The 15,200-nt window shown below is 72.6% G+C and carries 11 protein-coding genes; 3 read left to right on the top strand and 8 right to left on the bottom strand.

Features of this window, described 5'->3' with window-relative positions; all coding sequences use genetic code 11:
• The first annotated feature begins 1 nt into the window (after nt 1).
• Nucleotides 2–1,258, top strand: a complete 1,257-nt coding sequence (locus VFZ09_RS25335) for an ADYC domain-containing protein (RefSeq protein WP_329730229.1) — start codon at nt 2–4, stop codon at nt 1,256–1,258.
• Here VFZ09_RS25335 and VFZ09_RS25330 read toward each other — a convergent pair.
• Entirely contained in the window at nt 1,244–4,444 is a 3,201-nt protein-coding gene (locus VFZ09_RS25330) for a protein kinase domain-containing protein (protein WP_329730228.1), read from the bottom strand. The two genes, VFZ09_RS25335 and VFZ09_RS25330, sit on opposite strands and share 15 nt — an antisense overlap.
• A 188-nt stretch (nt 4,445–4,632) precedes the next feature.
• Between VFZ09_RS25330 and VFZ09_RS25325 the strand changes: the two genes are divergently transcribed.
• Nucleotides 4,633–5,184 carry a hypothetical protein gene (locus VFZ09_RS25325; protein ID WP_329730227.1) on the top strand — a complete coding sequence of 184 codons (552 nt, stop codon included), beginning with the start codon at nt 4,633–4,635 and terminating at the stop codon, nt 5,182–5,184.
• Nucleotides 5,185–5,320: 136 nt separating this feature from the next.
• Here VFZ09_RS25325 and VFZ09_RS25320 read toward each other — a convergent pair whose 3' ends face one another.
• The 7 genes from VFZ09_RS25320 to VFZ09_RS25290 form a co-directional block, all read right to left on the bottom strand.
• Complete coding sequence (locus VFZ09_RS25320; RefSeq protein ID WP_329730226.1) at nt 5,321–6,859, bottom strand: sensor histidine kinase; 1,539 nt, start codon at nt 6,857–6,859, stop codon at nt 5,321–5,323.
• Nucleotides 6,860–6,888: 29 nt separating this feature from the next.
• Nucleotides 6,889–9,609 (bottom strand): FrgA protein, encoded by a 2,721-nt coding sequence (locus VFZ09_RS25315; RefSeq protein ID WP_329730225.1) that lies wholly within the window; start codon nt 9,607–9,609, stop codon nt 6,889–6,891.
• A 68-nt stretch (nt 9,610–9,677) separates the two neighbouring features.
• Nucleotides 9,678–10,982: an RDD family protein gene (locus VFZ09_RS25310; RefSeq protein ID WP_329730224.1), complete on the bottom strand. Its 1,305-nt coding sequence runs from the start codon at nt 10,980–10,982 to the stop codon at nt 9,678–9,680.
• Nucleotides 10,983–11,095: 113 nt separating this feature from the next.
• The gene (locus VFZ09_RS25305) at nt 11,096–11,362 is read right to left on the bottom strand and encodes a hypothetical protein (protein WP_329730223.1); all 267 of its coding nucleotides are present in this window, start codon (nt 11,360–11,362) and stop codon (nt 11,096–11,098) included.
• A 125-nt stretch (nt 11,363–11,487) separates the two neighbouring features.
• Nucleotides 11,488–12,222 (bottom strand): 16S rRNA (uracil(1498)-N(3))-methyltransferase, encoded by a 735-nt coding sequence (locus VFZ09_RS25300; protein ID WP_329730222.1) that lies wholly within the window; start codon nt 12,220–12,222, stop codon nt 11,488–11,490.
• Between the two features lie 50 nt (nt 12,223–12,272).
• A complete protein-coding gene (locus VFZ09_RS25295) occupies nt 12,273–13,514 on the bottom strand; it encodes an endonuclease/exonuclease/phosphatase family protein (RefSeq protein WP_329730221.1) in 1,242 nt (413 codons plus the stop codon).
• 22 nt (nt 13,515–13,536) lie between these two features.
• Nucleotides 13,537–13,842 carry a hypothetical protein gene (locus tag VFZ09_RS25290; RefSeq protein WP_329730220.1) on the bottom strand — a complete coding sequence of 102 codons (306 nt, stop codon included), beginning with the start codon at nt 13,840–13,842 and terminating at the stop codon, nt 13,537–13,539.
• A 165-nt stretch (nt 13,843–14,007) separates the two neighbouring features.
• On the opposite strand from VFZ09_RS25290, the gene VFZ09_RS25285 reads away from it, so the two are divergent.
• Nucleotides 14,008–15,009, top strand: a complete 1,002-nt coding sequence (locus tag VFZ09_RS25285) for an asparaginase (protein WP_329730219.1) — start codon at nt 14,008–14,010, stop codon at nt 15,007–15,009.
• Nucleotides 15,010–15,200: the final 191 nt, after the last annotated feature.

The raw sequence follows: 15,200 nt of genomic DNA, 5'->3' as shown, positions 1-15,200 counted from the left end.
CATGGATATGGAGACGACGAAGACACGGCGAGTGGGTACCCGCGAGGCCGGCGGGCGGTGGACGGCATGGTTCATCTGCATGGCCCTGGTGACCGTGGCGAGCGGATGCGGTGCGTGCCAGCAGGTGATCCGGCCGACGGACCCCGGCACGGGCCCGGTCTCGGCCTGCCCCGGTGGGCCCACCTGCGGCATCGACAAGGCCCTGCTCGCGGGCATCACTGTCACCGACGAGTGCCCCACGGGGAACTGTGACCCGGGCGGTAATGGCAACGCCAAGGGCCTCTACACCGCCGAGGGCGGCAACTACTGCTTCATGGCCGGCGACCAGCGGCTCTTCTGCCCGGAAGCCTTCATCCACAGGCCCAAGGGGCTCATGCTCGCCATCCGCTATCTGAACGGTGCGTTCAGCGTCATCGAGTATCCGGTCTCGGCCAGGCTCGCCGCCGACTCCTCGCCCGTGTATCTGCTCGCGGTCGAGGGAGACCGGACCCAGCTCACCATCAAGTACCGGCTGAACGATGTGGCGTACACCTTGACGGGGGACGACGTGAGCAAGGTGATCCTCAGCCTCAGCTCCATGCCGATGGGACATGGAGATGCGACCCAGCTCATCTCCTACGACATGCGGTTCTTCACCGACCAGAAGGAAAAGACCGCGAAGGATGGGGTGCACCGCTACACGCTCAAGTACCGCGAGCTCCGCCCGGGCAGCACCTGGCAACGGCACTGCGCGGGGGATGACGAGACCGTCGTCTCCTTCCTCCCCAGGCTGCGCGTCAGTGGCAGGACGGGCTACGTCAAGGACGATGCCACCGTGACCACCATGGGCTGCGAGCAGGGCTCCATCGTCACGTGTCTGGCCTGGGGTTACACGCCCTGGGCTCCCGCCACGGGCGTACTGGACGAGACTCGCAACTACGTCTTCCAGTCCTGTCTGCAGGCGAAGCGTGCCGCCTATTTCGTCGGCAAGGGGGACTGGCGCAGCTACACGAAGCGGGGCACGAAGATCTTCAGGCGGGACCAGTACGGCTTCGCCAGACCGCAGGACTCGATCGATCGCGTCGAGGCCCTCTGGAGCCCGCTCGGCGCGGTGTGCCTCAACACGAAGAACCGCCGCCGTCCGACGGCCGAGCCCTGGCTGGGGCAGAACCCCAACAACCTGAAGACCTACGGTGTGGGCCCGTGCACGCCCGAGGACTTCACCCTGCAGGGGAAGATCTTCACCGGCCCCGTGGAGGATCCGTCAACGCTGCCCTGACTCCGCCTCGCGCAGCGGCTCCTCGTACTCCCGCCACAGCAGCGGGTTGAGCTCGAGGGCCCGGGCGAGCGCGGCCCGGGCCTCGCGGACGGTGCCGGGGCGCTCCGCCTCGCGCATCGTCCGCGCCCGGGCCAGCAGCAGGCCTCCGCGCAGGGCCTGGGCGTGCGCCAGGTTCGGGTTGAGCCGGAGTGCCAGGTCCACCTGCGCCAGGCCCTCGAAGATGGCGTCGGGCGACCTGCTCGCGGGCAGCGCCTCCGCCAGCCGCCAGTAGACGCGCGCCAGCTGCTGGTGGGTCTCGTAATAGGGATACATCTCCACGGCGCGCCGGGCCTCCGCGAGCGCTTGTTGCAGCAGCGGCAGCTCCGTCAGTCCCCGCCGCTTCGCCCACGCCGCCTCCGCGAGCGCCAGCCTCGAGCCCACCAGCCGGCACTCGACCCAACCGGAGTCATGGCTGTAGGCCTCGGCGAGGGCCCGCCGCCCCGCCTCGAGCGACGCCGTGGGCTCCCGGCCGTCCCGCATCGTGTGCTCCACCTCCACGAGGTGTCCCATGGCGCGGTAGAGCGGGGTGCGCCCGTAGGTGGCGTTGATGGCCGCGGAGCGCTCCAGGTACTGGAATGCCCGCTCGAGCCTCGGGCGCGGGTCTCCGCCGCTGGCGACGAGGTAGCGCGCGAGCGTCAGCTCCGTGAGCGCCACCCCGTTCAGCGCCAGGTAGTAGTTGCCGTCGAGCGCGAGGGCCCGCTCACCCGCCTGGAGCGCCTTGTCCACGTCCTCCTGGGGGTTGAGCCCGCGCGACAGCTCGTACGCCGCCTTCGCGCTGTACAGCTCGATCAGGTTCGTGTGCGCCAGCAGGTACGCGGGGTCGCTGTGCGCCGCCTGGTTCAAGTGGTGCTCGGCCCGGGCGTACGACTCGCGTGGATCCGCGCCGTGCTCCCGTTCGTGATTGCCCTTCCAGCGGTAGACCTGCGCGAGGTCGTTGTGTCCCCACGGGTACTCGGGCTGGAGCTCCAGCGCCTTGCCGAGCCAGGAGATGGCCGCGTCCCACGAGGCATCCGGCGCCGCGCCCTCCCGCGCCAGCCGGAGCGCGCGCATGAAGTGGCTGTAGCCCAGCATGTCGTAGGCGTACACGTCCCGAGGGTCCAGCTTCACGGCGCGCGCGGCGGTGGCGGTCCACTCGGTGAGGATGGGCTCGGGGTCCAGCCCGCCCTTCTCGAAGTTCATCAGCCGGTACCACTGCATCAGCACCTGGGCCTTCTTCGTGTACCCCGAGGCGCGCAGCGGAGAGGCGTGGAGGCCCTTGTCACCCGCCTCCAGCGCTCGCTCCAGCGAGGCCTTGCGCGAGAGTCCCCGCCGCGAGTCGATCACCGACTGCTGCAGCCACACCTCCGCGAGTGCCTCGTAGTTGCGCGCATCGCTCCGGCCGGACTCGATGGCCTGCTCATACAGGTGGCCCGACTCCTCGAGTCCGGTGCGCGCCGGGTCGTACTCGCCCTTCTCCAGGTGCTCCATGGCCCGGGTGTAGGCCACGTCTCCGGCGAGCTTCCGGGCCTCGTACACCCAGGGCGTCTCCGCCGCCGCCTGGGCCGCGAGCCGCGCCGCCGCGTCGTAGTCCCGGCGGTAGAAGGCGATGAGCCCCTCCAGGTAGCGGGGCGACTCCAGGTCCAGGTCCCTGCTGCGCTCGAGCGACTGGAGCGCGGGCTCCAGGTATTGCTTCTCCAGGCTGCGCTGCCGTTGGGCCACCCACTCCTTGCCGCCGCTGTTGCGCGCGTCCTCCAGGGCCTGGTGGTACAGCTCGCCGAGCACGCGGCCTCTTGCGTAGTGCAGCTCGGGGGAGTCCACGCCCTTCTCCTGCGCACGCGTCAGCTCCTCGTGGGCGAGCTCCAGCTCGTGCATGGCCAGGTAGCCGCGCCCCAGCGCGTAGTGCACGAGCCCCTCGCCGAGGCCGCCCAGCTCATGGGGCTGTGAGCGGATGCGCTCCATGCGCTCGCGCACGAGCTGCTGCTCGCGGCTGGTGTCGTGCAGGGGCAGCGTGTAGGCCGCGCGCAGGAACCATTCGATCTCCTTCACCTGCTGCCCGAGCTGCCCGGCCAGCCGTGCGCGCTCCTCGGAGCGTTGCCGGGTGGTGCGGGCCTCCAGCCACGAGCGCGCACCGAAGGCGGAGAGGACGAGGATGCTCGCCAGGGACACCGCCGAGACGGCCACCAGGGCCCGGTGCTTCCGCGCCCGCCGCCGCAGCCGGTACACGAGGCTCGGCCGCTGCCCGAGGATGGGCTCGCCATCGATGTAGCGTCCGAGGTCCTCGGCGAGCGCGCGGGCCGAGGCGTAGCGCTGCTCGGGCTCCTTGTTGAGGCACTTGAGGGCGATGGTCTCCAGGTCGCCCGGGAGCTGGGGCACGTGCGTGCGCGGGGCGGGGGGCTCCTCGTGGAGCACCTTCTGCAGCGTGCCCAGGATGGAGTCGCCGGTGAAGGGCACCACGCCGGTGAGCAGCTCGTAGAGCGTCGCGCCCAGGCTGTAGACGTCCGAGCGGCGGTCGATGCCGCGCACGTCGCCGCGGGCCTGCTCGGGTGCCATGTACGAGGGCGTGCCCATGAGCGCGCCCGTCTGCGTGAGGCCGTGCCCCTGGCCGATGTCGTACGCGAGGCCGAAGTCCATCACGACGGGGAAGCAGCGCCCGTCCTCGCCGCGCTCGACCATGATGTTGGAGGGCTTGAGGTCCCGGTGGATGACGCCGAGCCGGTGCGCCTCGTGGATGGCCTCGGCGGCCTCCTTCATCACCTGCACCTTCTCGGGCAGGGACATGCCCTGGGCCGCCTTGTCGAGCCGCTCGCCCCCGATGAGCTGCATGGCGATATAGGCCTTCCCGGCCACGTCGCCGACCTCGTACACCTTGCACACGTGGGGATGGTCGATGCGCGCCTGGGCGCGGGCCTCCTGGAGGAAGCGCATCACCTTGTCGGGGTCCGCCCCCCGGATGAACTTGAGCGCGACGACGCGGCCCAGGCGCCGATCCCTCGCCTTGTAGACCTCGCCCATGCCTCCGCTGCCCAGTGGCGCGAGGAACTCGTAACGGTCCCAGTGAGGGACCGGGAACTCCTCGCCCGGGAGCGTGCCGTCCAGAGCGGGTGGAGCGGTGGGTTCTGGCGCGAGCGTCGGTTCGAGCGTCCGCTCTTCCTTACCGGGATTCGACATGGGCGGCCCCGCCTGTGGCCCGCATCTGCTGGAGGGGCGGGCCTACGCGATGGTCATCGACAGCCAGAACAACAGCAACGTGTGCGCCGACGGCGCGCGGTCGTTCTCCTCCTCCCCCGGCCCAACGGCGCGGCTTTCATGTCACAATGGGAGTGTAGTTCTCTTGACTCTTATTGTGGGAGCGGACCATGCATCAGCGGAGTCAGTGGACCTGGGTGGCGCGTCTTTTCATGACCCTGGGATTGCTCGTGAGCTGGGTGGGAACCCCGGTCGCGAAGGCCGCCAACATTGGTGGGGCGGGGACCATCGCCGTCTATAACCCAGCAGGCAAGGAGCCTCCTGTCTGGGCGAAGAAGCAGTATGAGGCCAGGCTGCAGTGCATGTGTGGAGGTGCCTCCACGGAAGTGATCGCCTACTCCGATCTGTCGTGGGAGGATGCGAGGAGATGGGCGGACTCCGCGTGCTTCAGGTTCTGCCTCGAGAACAAGTGGCCGCACGCAGAGCCCTTCGGCGTATGGGGCGTGATTCCGGTCATGGACCAGGCGCCGTTGGGCACGGTCGCGGCCCTCGCGCCGGACTTGTTCGCCGCTTATCTGCCCGGCCAGGAGACGCCGGTGGCTCAGTCCAAGGAGCCGGTGGCCCTGGCGCTCCAGCTCATGAGCCTGACGAATGTTACCGCCGTCATGCTCGCCGGTCCGGAGGAGTTCTTCGGGCAGGCGCCGCAGTGTCTGGCGCCGTAGCCCGGCGCCCCGAGCTCCTCGCGGGCATGTCGTGAGGCCCGGGAGGTCGGGTCCCCCGGGTCCTCCGGTTCAGCGCCAAGGCGGATGGGGGGCACTTCGTTGCTCCGGCGGCTCTCCTGCTGCCGGCACAGGGGGACTAACCCGGCCAGGGTTCCGCTTCTCCCGGCACGGGCTCTCCAGCGGGCGAGTCGGAGACCGGCAGGCGCAGCGTCACGGTGGTGCCGCGTCCCTCGTGGCTCGTCAGCGTCACCTCGCCGCCGTGGGCCTCCACCACCCGCCGTACGAAGGCCAGCCCCAGCCCGCTCCCCGTGGCCTTGGTGGTGTAGAAGTCATCGAAGGCCCGCTCCCGCGTGCGCGCGTTCATGCCCTCGCCCGTGTCCTCCACGCCGAGCGCCACGCCCGTTCCGTCGAGCTTCGTCCGCAGCGTCAGCGTGCCCCCGCGTGGCATGGCCTCGAAGGCGTTGCGCACCAGGTTCTCCACCGCGTTGGCCAGCAGGTCCCAGTCCCCCGTGCAGCGCGGCAGGTCCGCCGCCAACTCGCGGTGGATCTCCACCTCGGGGCGTCCGGTGAAGGTCTGCAGGGACAGCACGCTCGCCGCCAGCTGGTTCAGGTCCAGCGGCTGCTTCAGTGGCTCCACCCGGCCCAGGCGCTGGTAGGTGCTCACCACCCGGTCCAGCCGCTCCACCTGCTCCAGCAGCAGGTCCAGGAACTCGCCCTTGTCGTCCCAGGGCTGCCCCCGCGAGTGCTCCACCTTCAGGTACTGCGCGGCCCCCTTGAGCGCGGCGATGGGGTTCTTCAGGTCATGCGCCATCTGCGCGGAGAAGCGGCCCAGGGTGGCCATCTGCTCCAGCCGCTCGCGCTGGGCCACGAAGGCGATGACGCCCCGGCGCATGATGGCCAGCAGGGTCAGGGTCACGGCCGCCGTCCCCACCACCAGCGCGCCGTACTGCGCGGCGAAGAGCTGGAAGATGGCGAGGTAGGCCAGCACGCCCACGAGCGCCAGCAGCAGCGCGTACATCGCGTGGACGTTGGACAACTCCTGTCCGAAGAGGCGCAGGCGCAGGGCCACCACCGCGATGGCCGGCAGGCCCAGCAGCGTGCCCAGGTTGCCCAGGCGCGGCACCTCCTGGCCCAGCACCGCCACCAGGTCCGTGCCCAGCAGCGTCACCAGCAGCGCCAGCCCCGCGAGCATCAGGCTCGCCCGGGTGCGCTCGGTGGCGCGCACCTCGCGGCGCAGGTGCTGGGTGAGCAGGGTGAAGCCCCCGAGCAGCAGTGGCGCCGTGAAGGCCAGCACCGTCAGGACGAAGCCCCGCGAGCCCACCGCCTCGGCCACGCGCGTCGAGCCCAGGCCCGCCACGGCCGTGGCCGCCAGCACCCCGAAGACGGCGTACGCGGAGAACATCGCCGCCGCCAGCCGGCGCCGCTCGCCCACGAAGGAGAGGATGAAGTGCAGCGCGGACGGAGCGCTCATCAGCGCCGCCGCCGTGGCGATGAAGCGCCAGCCCGGTCCGCCCGAGTGCGCCAGCGCGAAGTCCGCGAAGTTCCACGTGGACAGGGCGATGCACAGCACCGACAGCGGCAGTGCCAGCACACTGCGCCCCACGCGCACCAGGGCCAGGCCCGCCAGCGCCAGCAGCCCCGCGCAGGCCCCGAGGCTGATCCACGCCTGTGTCATCGGGTCCTCTCCGTCACGTCACTCGCGAACTACAGCAGGGACAACCGGCGCGCCCGGGCGGGGTCCGCCACCGCGGCCTCCCACCGGCGCACGGCCGCCTCGCGCTCGGCGTCGGGCGCATCGGCGTAGTAGCCCAGCGTGTCATTGAGGCCCCGGCTGAGCTCCTCGATGGCGGCCAGGCGCACGTCCAGCTCCGGGTGGCGCAGCGAGGCCACGAGCCAGTCGGCGCGGCGGCGGCCGCGGTTCTCCGCCCACCACGCCGTCCACGCGCGCGTGTCCAGGCCGAGCGTGACACGCGTCACCTCGCGCAGCGCCTCGGCGGCGGCCTGGGCGCACATCTCGTCGTCGCTGCCGGTGAGGTGGATGAGGCCTTCGATGGACTCGCGGTCGTGCAGCGTGCCCAGGGCGCGCGCCGCCAGCGAGCGCCGCAGCGCGTCCCGGCTGGTGAGCTCCTGGCGCAGCTCCTTGCGGGCGGCGTCCAGGCGGGGCAGGTGCTTGAGGGCGGCGGCGGCCACGCGCGCGGCGCTGGAGATGTCCGGCTCGTAGTCGAAGAGGCCGCGCAGCACGCCGTCCACCAGCTCCACGTATGGGAGGCTGCCGGCGGTGAGGAGCGCGAAGTAGCGCGTGTCCGCGTCGCTCGAGTCCAACAGCGGCGCCAGCGCCTGGGCCGCGGGCCGGCCGAGCCGGGACAGGGCACCGGGGATGGGGCCGAGCTCATCGGCCTCGGGCAGCTCCACCACGGGCAGGCGGCTCCACGCGGTGGGGCCGGGGAAGTGCGTGGCGAGCACCTTGGCGCTGGCCTCGGGCGAGCGCGCCAGCTCGGCCATGGCGCTCGCGCGCTGGTTGGCGTCCGGGCCGGTGAGGCGCTTGAGCAGCGGGCCGAAGTCCGGAGGCGGGCGCTCCTCCTGGGACATGACGAGCGGCGCCATGGAGGCGGCGCGGCCCAGCGCGTTGGCGGTGCGGTTGACGAAGGGGCTCCACCCCAGGCCCGCGGCCATGGCGGGTGCCGGAGCGCTCGGGGCCGTGGGCGTGCTGGCGGCGGGCTGCACGTCCACGTCCACGTCGAAGTCCAGCGCGTTGCGCAGCTCGCCCAGGCGCTGCTTGCGGAAGAGGATGAGCTCCTGGAAGGCGGCGGGCAGGTCCTGGCAGAAGAGGATGAAGTCGGACAGGCGGCGCTGGCTGATGGGCTTCTGGCCGCAGTCACCGTAGAGGACGGCCACGAGCCGGCCGCGCACTTCCACCGGGTAGAGGAAGAGGGTGCGCGGAGGCTGGCGGCCGAACAGCTCCAGGTAGTGCTTCGTCAGGCTGTCCGGCGGCATGGGGCCCGCGTAGCTGCCGCGGGTGATGGCCACGGTGCGGAAGACGCTGGAGGCGTCGAGCGGGATGGACACCAGGGAGAGCTGCTCGCTGGCGAGTCCGTCACCGCGCGCGTCCCAGCCCACGGCCGCGCCGCGCAGCACGGCGAAGGCGGCCACGTAGTCGAAGGTGCGGCGGCCGAAGCGCAGGGCGGTGTCGATGAGGCGATCGCGGTCGCGCGTGGACTCCTTGAGGGCGGCGCGGGCCTGGGCGAGCGTCCACTCGGGCACGTCGTCGCGGGCGGACTGCGGCGCGGCGGGCGCGGGAGCACGCGGCTCGAGCTGCGGGCGCGGCTGGACCGCCACGGGAGCGGCGGGCTGCGGCGCGGGAGGCGCGGCAACGGGCGGGGCCTGGGGCGGAGGCTGCGCCGCGGGACGCGCGGCGGCGGGAGCGGGCTGGGCCTGTGGAGGCGGAGCCGCGGGACGCGCGGCGGGAGCGGGCTGGGCCTGCGGAGGCGCGGCGGCGGGGCGCGCGGCGGGAGCGGGCTGGGCCTGCGGAGGCGGAGCCGCGGGACGCGCGGGCTCGGGCATGTTCAGGCGCAGCGGCTCGCGGATGGCGGCCGGGTTCGTCGTGGCGGGGCCGGGCGGTGCGGAGGCGGGAGGCGCGGGGGGAGCCGCCGGGCGCGCGGGCTGAGCGGCGGCGGCCGGAGCCGGGGCAGGAGGCGCGCCGCTGGGCCGCTGCTGCGGCTGTGGCGGCTGCTGCGGCTGCATTTGCGGAGGAGCGATCGGGAAGGGCTCGGCGGCGACGGAGCGCGCCAGACGTTCCACCATCTCCAACGTGAGGGCCGCGTCGTCCGGGGGCTTGGGGGGCGGAGCGGGCGCGGGGGCGGGCTTCGGTGCCGGAGCGGGGGCCGGAGCCGCGACGGCGGCGGGCTGCGCGGGCTGAACGGGCTGGGGCGCCGGAGGAGCCGCCGCGCCCATGCGCTCGGGGTCGAGCGCGGTGAGCAGGGCGGTGTAGCGCGGGGAGAGGGGCTGCCGGTAGATGACGGAGATCCACTCGCGGACGCGCACCTCGGTGGCCACCCACAGCTCCAGGGGTCTGCCGAGGAGGAAGCCCACCTCCTCCAGCTCCTTCTTGGGGACCGGATAGCCGCAGGCCACGTGCAGGGTGGTGCCATCGAGCGACAGCGGCACCACGCACAGGCGTTCGGCGATCTTCGGAGGGATGAAGGAGGCGACGTCCGCGTTGGGCTCGAAGTCGGCCAGGTTGACGGGGCGCAGCCCGGAGGCCTCGCCGAGCGCGTGCAGCACCTGGGGCTCGGGGAGGAGCCGGCGCTCCATCAGCGCGGTGTCGATGGAGCCACCTTGCGCCGTCTGATGACGCAAGGCTTCCTCGGCCTTGTCCTGGGGGAGGAGGCCTTGCGCGATCAGGGTGTGGGCAAGATGGGAAGGCATGGGGGACGCGGCATCTTACGGCCGCGGCCGGCAGGCACAACGAATCCCTGCATCGGCTCGGGGGTGCACTAGCTCGGCTGGACGACGTACGTGGAGGTGAGCTTGTCGTGGAGCGTCTGGCCGCGGCGGTCGAAGAGGGCCATCCAGAAGCCCGCCAGGAAGAGCCCGAAGGACAGTGTGGCGAGCATGGCGCGGACGATGGCGCGGCCGGGCGCGGGGGCCAGGCCGTGGGTGTCCACGAGCCTCAGCCCGAGCAGCCGACGGCCCAGCGTGCGGCCATTCCAGAGGAAGGCGGACACGGCGCAGTAGACGAGCGACAGCACCAGGAGGAGGGCGGCGCCGGGCAGCAGCACGGACTGGAGGGCGCGGATCTGCACGACGATGGCGTCGAGCCCCGAGAGGCTCGTCTGGGGCGCCTGCACGCCGGCCACGGAGGAGGCGAGCATGAGGTAGAGCGCGGCCACTCCGGCGATGGCGCCGGTGTCGATGCCCAGGGCCAGCAACCGGCGCCAGAGCGAGGCCGGGCGGGCGTGGATCTCCGTCTCCTTGGACACCGGGCCCGCCAGCTTGGGAGCGGGAGGCGCCGGGCTCCGGACGGGAGCGGCGGCCACGGGCGGCGGCGGGGCGGCGGGCTCGGACTCCTCCATGTCGACGGGGAAGGAGTCCTCCTCGAGGGAGAGGTCCAGCGGAGCGGCCGCCTTCGCCACGGGCATGTTCTGCGGAGCCGGGGTGGCCTGCTGCGGACGCGGAGGCATCACGGGGAGACCCGGGGCGGACGCCTGGGCCACACCGAAGGCCGGGGTGTTCGCGCGCGGGGCGGGGGCCGGGGCCGCGACGCCGGGCAGGTGGAAGGAGGGGGCCTGCGGGGGCGCCGCCGGAGGACGGGGCGCGGCGGCCTGGGCCACCGGAACGGCGGGAGCCGGAGGCGCCATGGGACGAGGCGCGGCGGCCTGGGCGGGAGCCGGAGGACGGGGCGCGGCGGCCTGGGCTTGGGGCACCGGAGCGGCGGGAGCCTGGGGCCGGGGCGCGGGGGCCGCGGCCATGGCGGGAGCCGGAGCCTGCGCGCGCGGAGGCATGACGGGCAGACCCGGAGCGCGAGGCGCGGCCTGGGGGGCCGGAGCCTGGGGACGCGGGGCCGCCGGGTTCATGCCGGGGGGCGTCGGCGCGCGGGCGGTCATCCCGGGCGGGGTGGCGGGAGGCGCGGCGGGGCCGGGTATCGCCGGCGCGTCACGATCCGGGCGGCGGCGGTCGATCTGGATCTCCTTGTCCAGAAAACTCGGGACGGCCCGGGCCGCGGGCTGGGACGCGGCGGCGCAGGTGGGGCAGTCCCCTACAGGCGGCAGCGGAGCTCCGCACTTCAGGCACTTGGACAACGGTTCCTCCCGGATGGAGAAGGCTGTAGCACCATGAAACGCCGTCCTGGAGCCGGGAGCAAGAAAACCGCCGGAAGCCGGGGTTCCCTGCCTGGACACCGTTGGACGTCCGCTCAGGCGAAGTTCCGGTTCCGGGTGCCGACGATGACCCCGATGGACACCAGGGCCGAGAAGAGGATGGCCACCACGACGCCCACGGGGTGGATGCCGCGGGTGATGCTCACGGGCGCGAAGATGGAGCTGAGGAGGGCGCCGATGATGCCGCCCACTCCGCCGAGCAGTGCGCTGCCCACGAACCCTACGGTGCGTGTGGGGGGCAGGGCGATCCGCGCGAGGATGCCCACGATGATTCCGATGAGCGCGTAGGCGTAGATGGCCATGGAAGCCGCTCCCTCTGTGGCCCCTCGGGATGAGGGCGCCGTTGCGGAGCAAACATAGGGACGGCGTCACGCGGTGGGCAGACGCCGGGCGGCGGGGGCCCGTCCTCCCGGCTCCTGGCCGAGTGCTAACCGAGCTCTCCGTCCAGGAAGCCCATGACGGCGAGCGCGGCGAGGGCGGCCGTCTCGGTGCGCAGGATGCGGCGGCCGAGCGTGACGGGCCGGGCGCCGAGGGCCCGGAGCGCGGAGACCTCCTCGCGGGCCAGGCCGCCCTCGGGGCCCACCACGAGGGCCACGGGCGCGCCGGGCGCGCAGGAGCGGAAGGCCTCGCCGAGCGGCACGGCGGACTCCTCCTCGTCGAGCACGAGCAGGGTGGTGCCGGGGGCGAGCGAGCGTGCCGCGTCCACGAGGGGGCAGGGGACATGGACGACGGGCACGTCGTTGCGCCGGCACTGGCGGGCGGCCTCCTCGACGATTCTGGTCCAGCGGGTGGTGCGCTCCTCGGCGCGTTTGGGCTCGAGCTTCACCACGCTGCGGGCGGTGGCCACGGGGTGGAAGGCGGTGGCGCCCAGCTCGGTGCCCTTCTGCAGCACCCACTCCAGCTTGTCGCCCTTGGGGAGCCCCTGGAGGATGTGGAGCGGGCGGGGCGGAGGGGTGAGCCGGGCCTCGCCGAGCACCAGGCGCACCGCTTCCGCGTCCAGCGAGGCCACGCGCGCCTCGAAGGCCCGGCCCGCGCCGTCGAAGACCTCGAGCGAGGAGCCCTCGGCGAGCCGCAGGACGTGGACGAGGTAGTGGCGCCGCTCGCCCGAGAGCGTCACCTCGGGGGGAGCGGGCTCGGGGAGCGGGACGAAGAGTCGGACCACGGGTGGGCTGTCCTCCGGGAGGGTGGGCCTCCCTTTCTACCAGGGCCGGCTCAGTGGCGGAGGCCGCGCAGCTGGAAGTCGGCGACGGAGGGCAGGTGGTCGGACGCGTCGGTGGAGTGGTCCACCTCGAGCAGGAGGGGCTCGAGCTGGCGGGAGGCGAAGAAGGTGTCGAAGCGCTTGCCGGTGGCGGGCACCACGCCCTGGCCATTGGGGAGCGAGTTGAGGGTGGACATGTCGGCCACGTCCTGGAGGCGCAGCCACTGCTCGGAGTTCTTCGCGCAGCAGCCGGCGACGAGCTTCGCGCGGGCCTCGTCGGGCTTGATGAAGGAACCATCCGGCAGGCGCACGCGCAGCTCGCGGGCGCGGCGGAGCGGGTCGGGCAGCTCGTGCTCGAGGGCGTGGAGGGCGCGGCGCACGCGCACGTCGCCGATGTTGCCCACGCCCCAGTCGCCCACGCTGGGGTGCACGTTGCCGTAGCGCGACTCGTAGTCCTTCACGGTCTCGGTGGGCTCGTGCTTGCGGATGGGGCCAGGCAGGAGCGAGTAGTGGTGCTTGACGTTGATGTTGGCGTTGAAGTCGCCGAGGGCGATGGAGGGGATGCCATCGCGGGCGTGCAGGGTGGCCTGGAGCTGCCAGAGCTGGCCGGCGTTGATGCCGCTGTCGCCCAGCGTGTGGTGCACGTTGTAGAGGGCCACGTGGGTGCCGGGCACGTCGATGAGGGCGAAGAGGGCGCCGCGGTCCTCGTCCAGCTCGCCGACGAAGCCCTGGCGGGCGATGGCGGCGGCGCGGGCGTCCTCGGGGAAGGCATAGGTGTAGTGCGCGGCCTCGAGGATGGGGTGGCGGCTGAGGATGGCCTTGCCGTTGATGACGGGCCCGGCCACGTCGCGGCCCTGGTAGACGAGGTGGAAGCCGTAGTCGCGCGCGAGCTCCATGGCGGTGGGCTGACTGGCCTCCTGGAGCGCGATGACGTCCGGCATCCGGCCGAGCTCCTCCATCGAGGCGAAGTAGGCCTCGAGCAGGGCCCGGCGCTCGCCGCCCAGGAGGATGTTGTACGTCATCACGCGGAGCACGTGGTCCCGGGGCGGGCGCGGCCGGGGATGGTGCACCAGCAGCGTGGTCCCGTTGCCGAGTAGCCGCGGCCCATCGGCGGCCGGCAGCGACTCGAAGCCCTGGTGGACCTGGGTGGGCTCCCGGTGCGGCAGGTGCTGGGGTGGTGCGGCGGGGACGCCGTCGATGACATTCCTCCCGAAGGGGAGGCGGTCCAGTAATCGCGAGAGGGCCTGTCCTGGCATGAGTTCTCTATGTGTTGGTGGACTACCCGCCCTGCACGCGGCCACTGGGTGCTTCGTCGCTCTCCGTGCCAGCATCCTCGGGGCCGCCCGCTCCCTCGGCGGACAGACCGGGAGGCGTGTGGGTGGGGTCGGCTCCGTCACCGGCCTTGCGGCCCGTGACGGTGTCGTCATCCGCGTTGCCCGCGAAGAGGCCCTCGCGCTGCTCCGAGAAGGCGCGCCGCTCGTCGGGGACGCCGCGTCCGGAGGAGTCGGTGGGGGGCCGGGACTGGGTGACGGCGTCCGTGTAGCCCCTGCCGGGTGTCGTGGTCTTGCTGAACTTGCCTGCCATGATGGGCTCCTGAGGTGGGCTCATGAGGGGGTGTGCCTTCCCTCAATGTCGGGCGGCCGGTGGCACCCGCCAACCCATCCCTTCGCCCCTGGGGGAGGGGAGGCGGGGGAGCGAGCCATCGGGAGCGAGGCAAAGAGGCGGGACACCTGCTATGCGCGGGGCGACATGTCCTCTCTTCAGATCGAATCGACGCGCTCCGGCTACGTCGAGTCCGTGCACCATGTGTCCGTGGCGGTGGTGGACGCGCGGGGCGAGCTGGTGGCGTCGGCGGGCAACCCCGAGCGGGTCTCCCTGTGGCGTTCGGCGGCGAAGGCCTTCCAGGCGTTGCCGCTGGTGCGGGACGGGGCGGCGGACCGCTTCGGCTTCGGCCCGAGGGAGCTGGCGCTGGCGTGTGCCTCGCACTCGAGCGAGCCGTTGCACCGCGAGGTATGCGCGGGCATGTTGAGGGCCGCGGGCTGTGAGGAGTCGCAGCTGGCATGCGGGCCGCATCCGCCGTTGTCGCAGGCGGTGGCGGACGAGGCGCTGCGCACGGGGACGGTCATCACGCCGAGGTGGAGCAACTGCTCGGGGAAGCACGCGGGGATGCTGGCGTTGGCGAAGCACCACGGCTGGCCCACGGAGGGGTACGAGCGCGCGGGGCACCCGGTGCAGGCGCGCATTCTCGAGGAGGTGGCGCACTGGACGGGGCTGCCGGCGGGCTCGCTGCTGCAGGCGGTGGATGGGTGCACGGCGGTGTGTTTCGGGCTGCCGCTGAGGGCCATGGCGGCGGCGTACGCGCGCTTCGGCGTGGCGGAGCTGGAGGCGGCGAAGCGGCTGCGCGAGGCCATGTGGGCGCACCCGGAGCTGGTGGCGGGCACGGGGCGGCTGTGCACGGAGCTGATGGCGGCGGGGCGCGGGGGGGTGCTGGCGAAGGTGGGGGCGGAGGGCATCTACAGCGCGGCGGTGCCGGCGCTGGGGCTGGGCATCTCGCTGAAGGTGGAGGACGGGGACATGCGGTGCTCGCCGCCAGCGTTGCTGGAGGTGCTGCGTCAGCTCTTCGAGCGGTACGAGCGGCGCGTGTCGGTGCCGATGGAGGAACTGGGGCACCACGTGGAGCCGCTGCAGCGCAACACTCGGGGAGTGGTGACGGGCAGCTTGCGCGCGGTGGGGCGGCTGCGCTTCTCATGAGGGAGACGACTGCCTCCCACTGAATGCGCCTCCACTCCTCCCTCTCCCTCTGGGCTCATACTTACCCAAAAAATAGGGCAGGGGATAGGACGGGAGAAGTAGGCTGTTGGGCCATGATGGAGAGTGGACAGCAGCTGGAGGGAGTACTGGAGAGGGAGCTGGCAGGCTCCGGCCTGGGCCACAAGGCACGG

It is taken from the genome of Archangium sp. (assembly GCF_036277355.1).
Taxonomy (GTDB): domain Bacteria; phylum Myxococcota; class Myxococcia; order Myxococcales; family Myxococcaceae; genus Archangium.
Note: the sequence above shows the minus strand (reverse complement) of the source record. Positions and strands in the feature narration are given on the sequence as shown.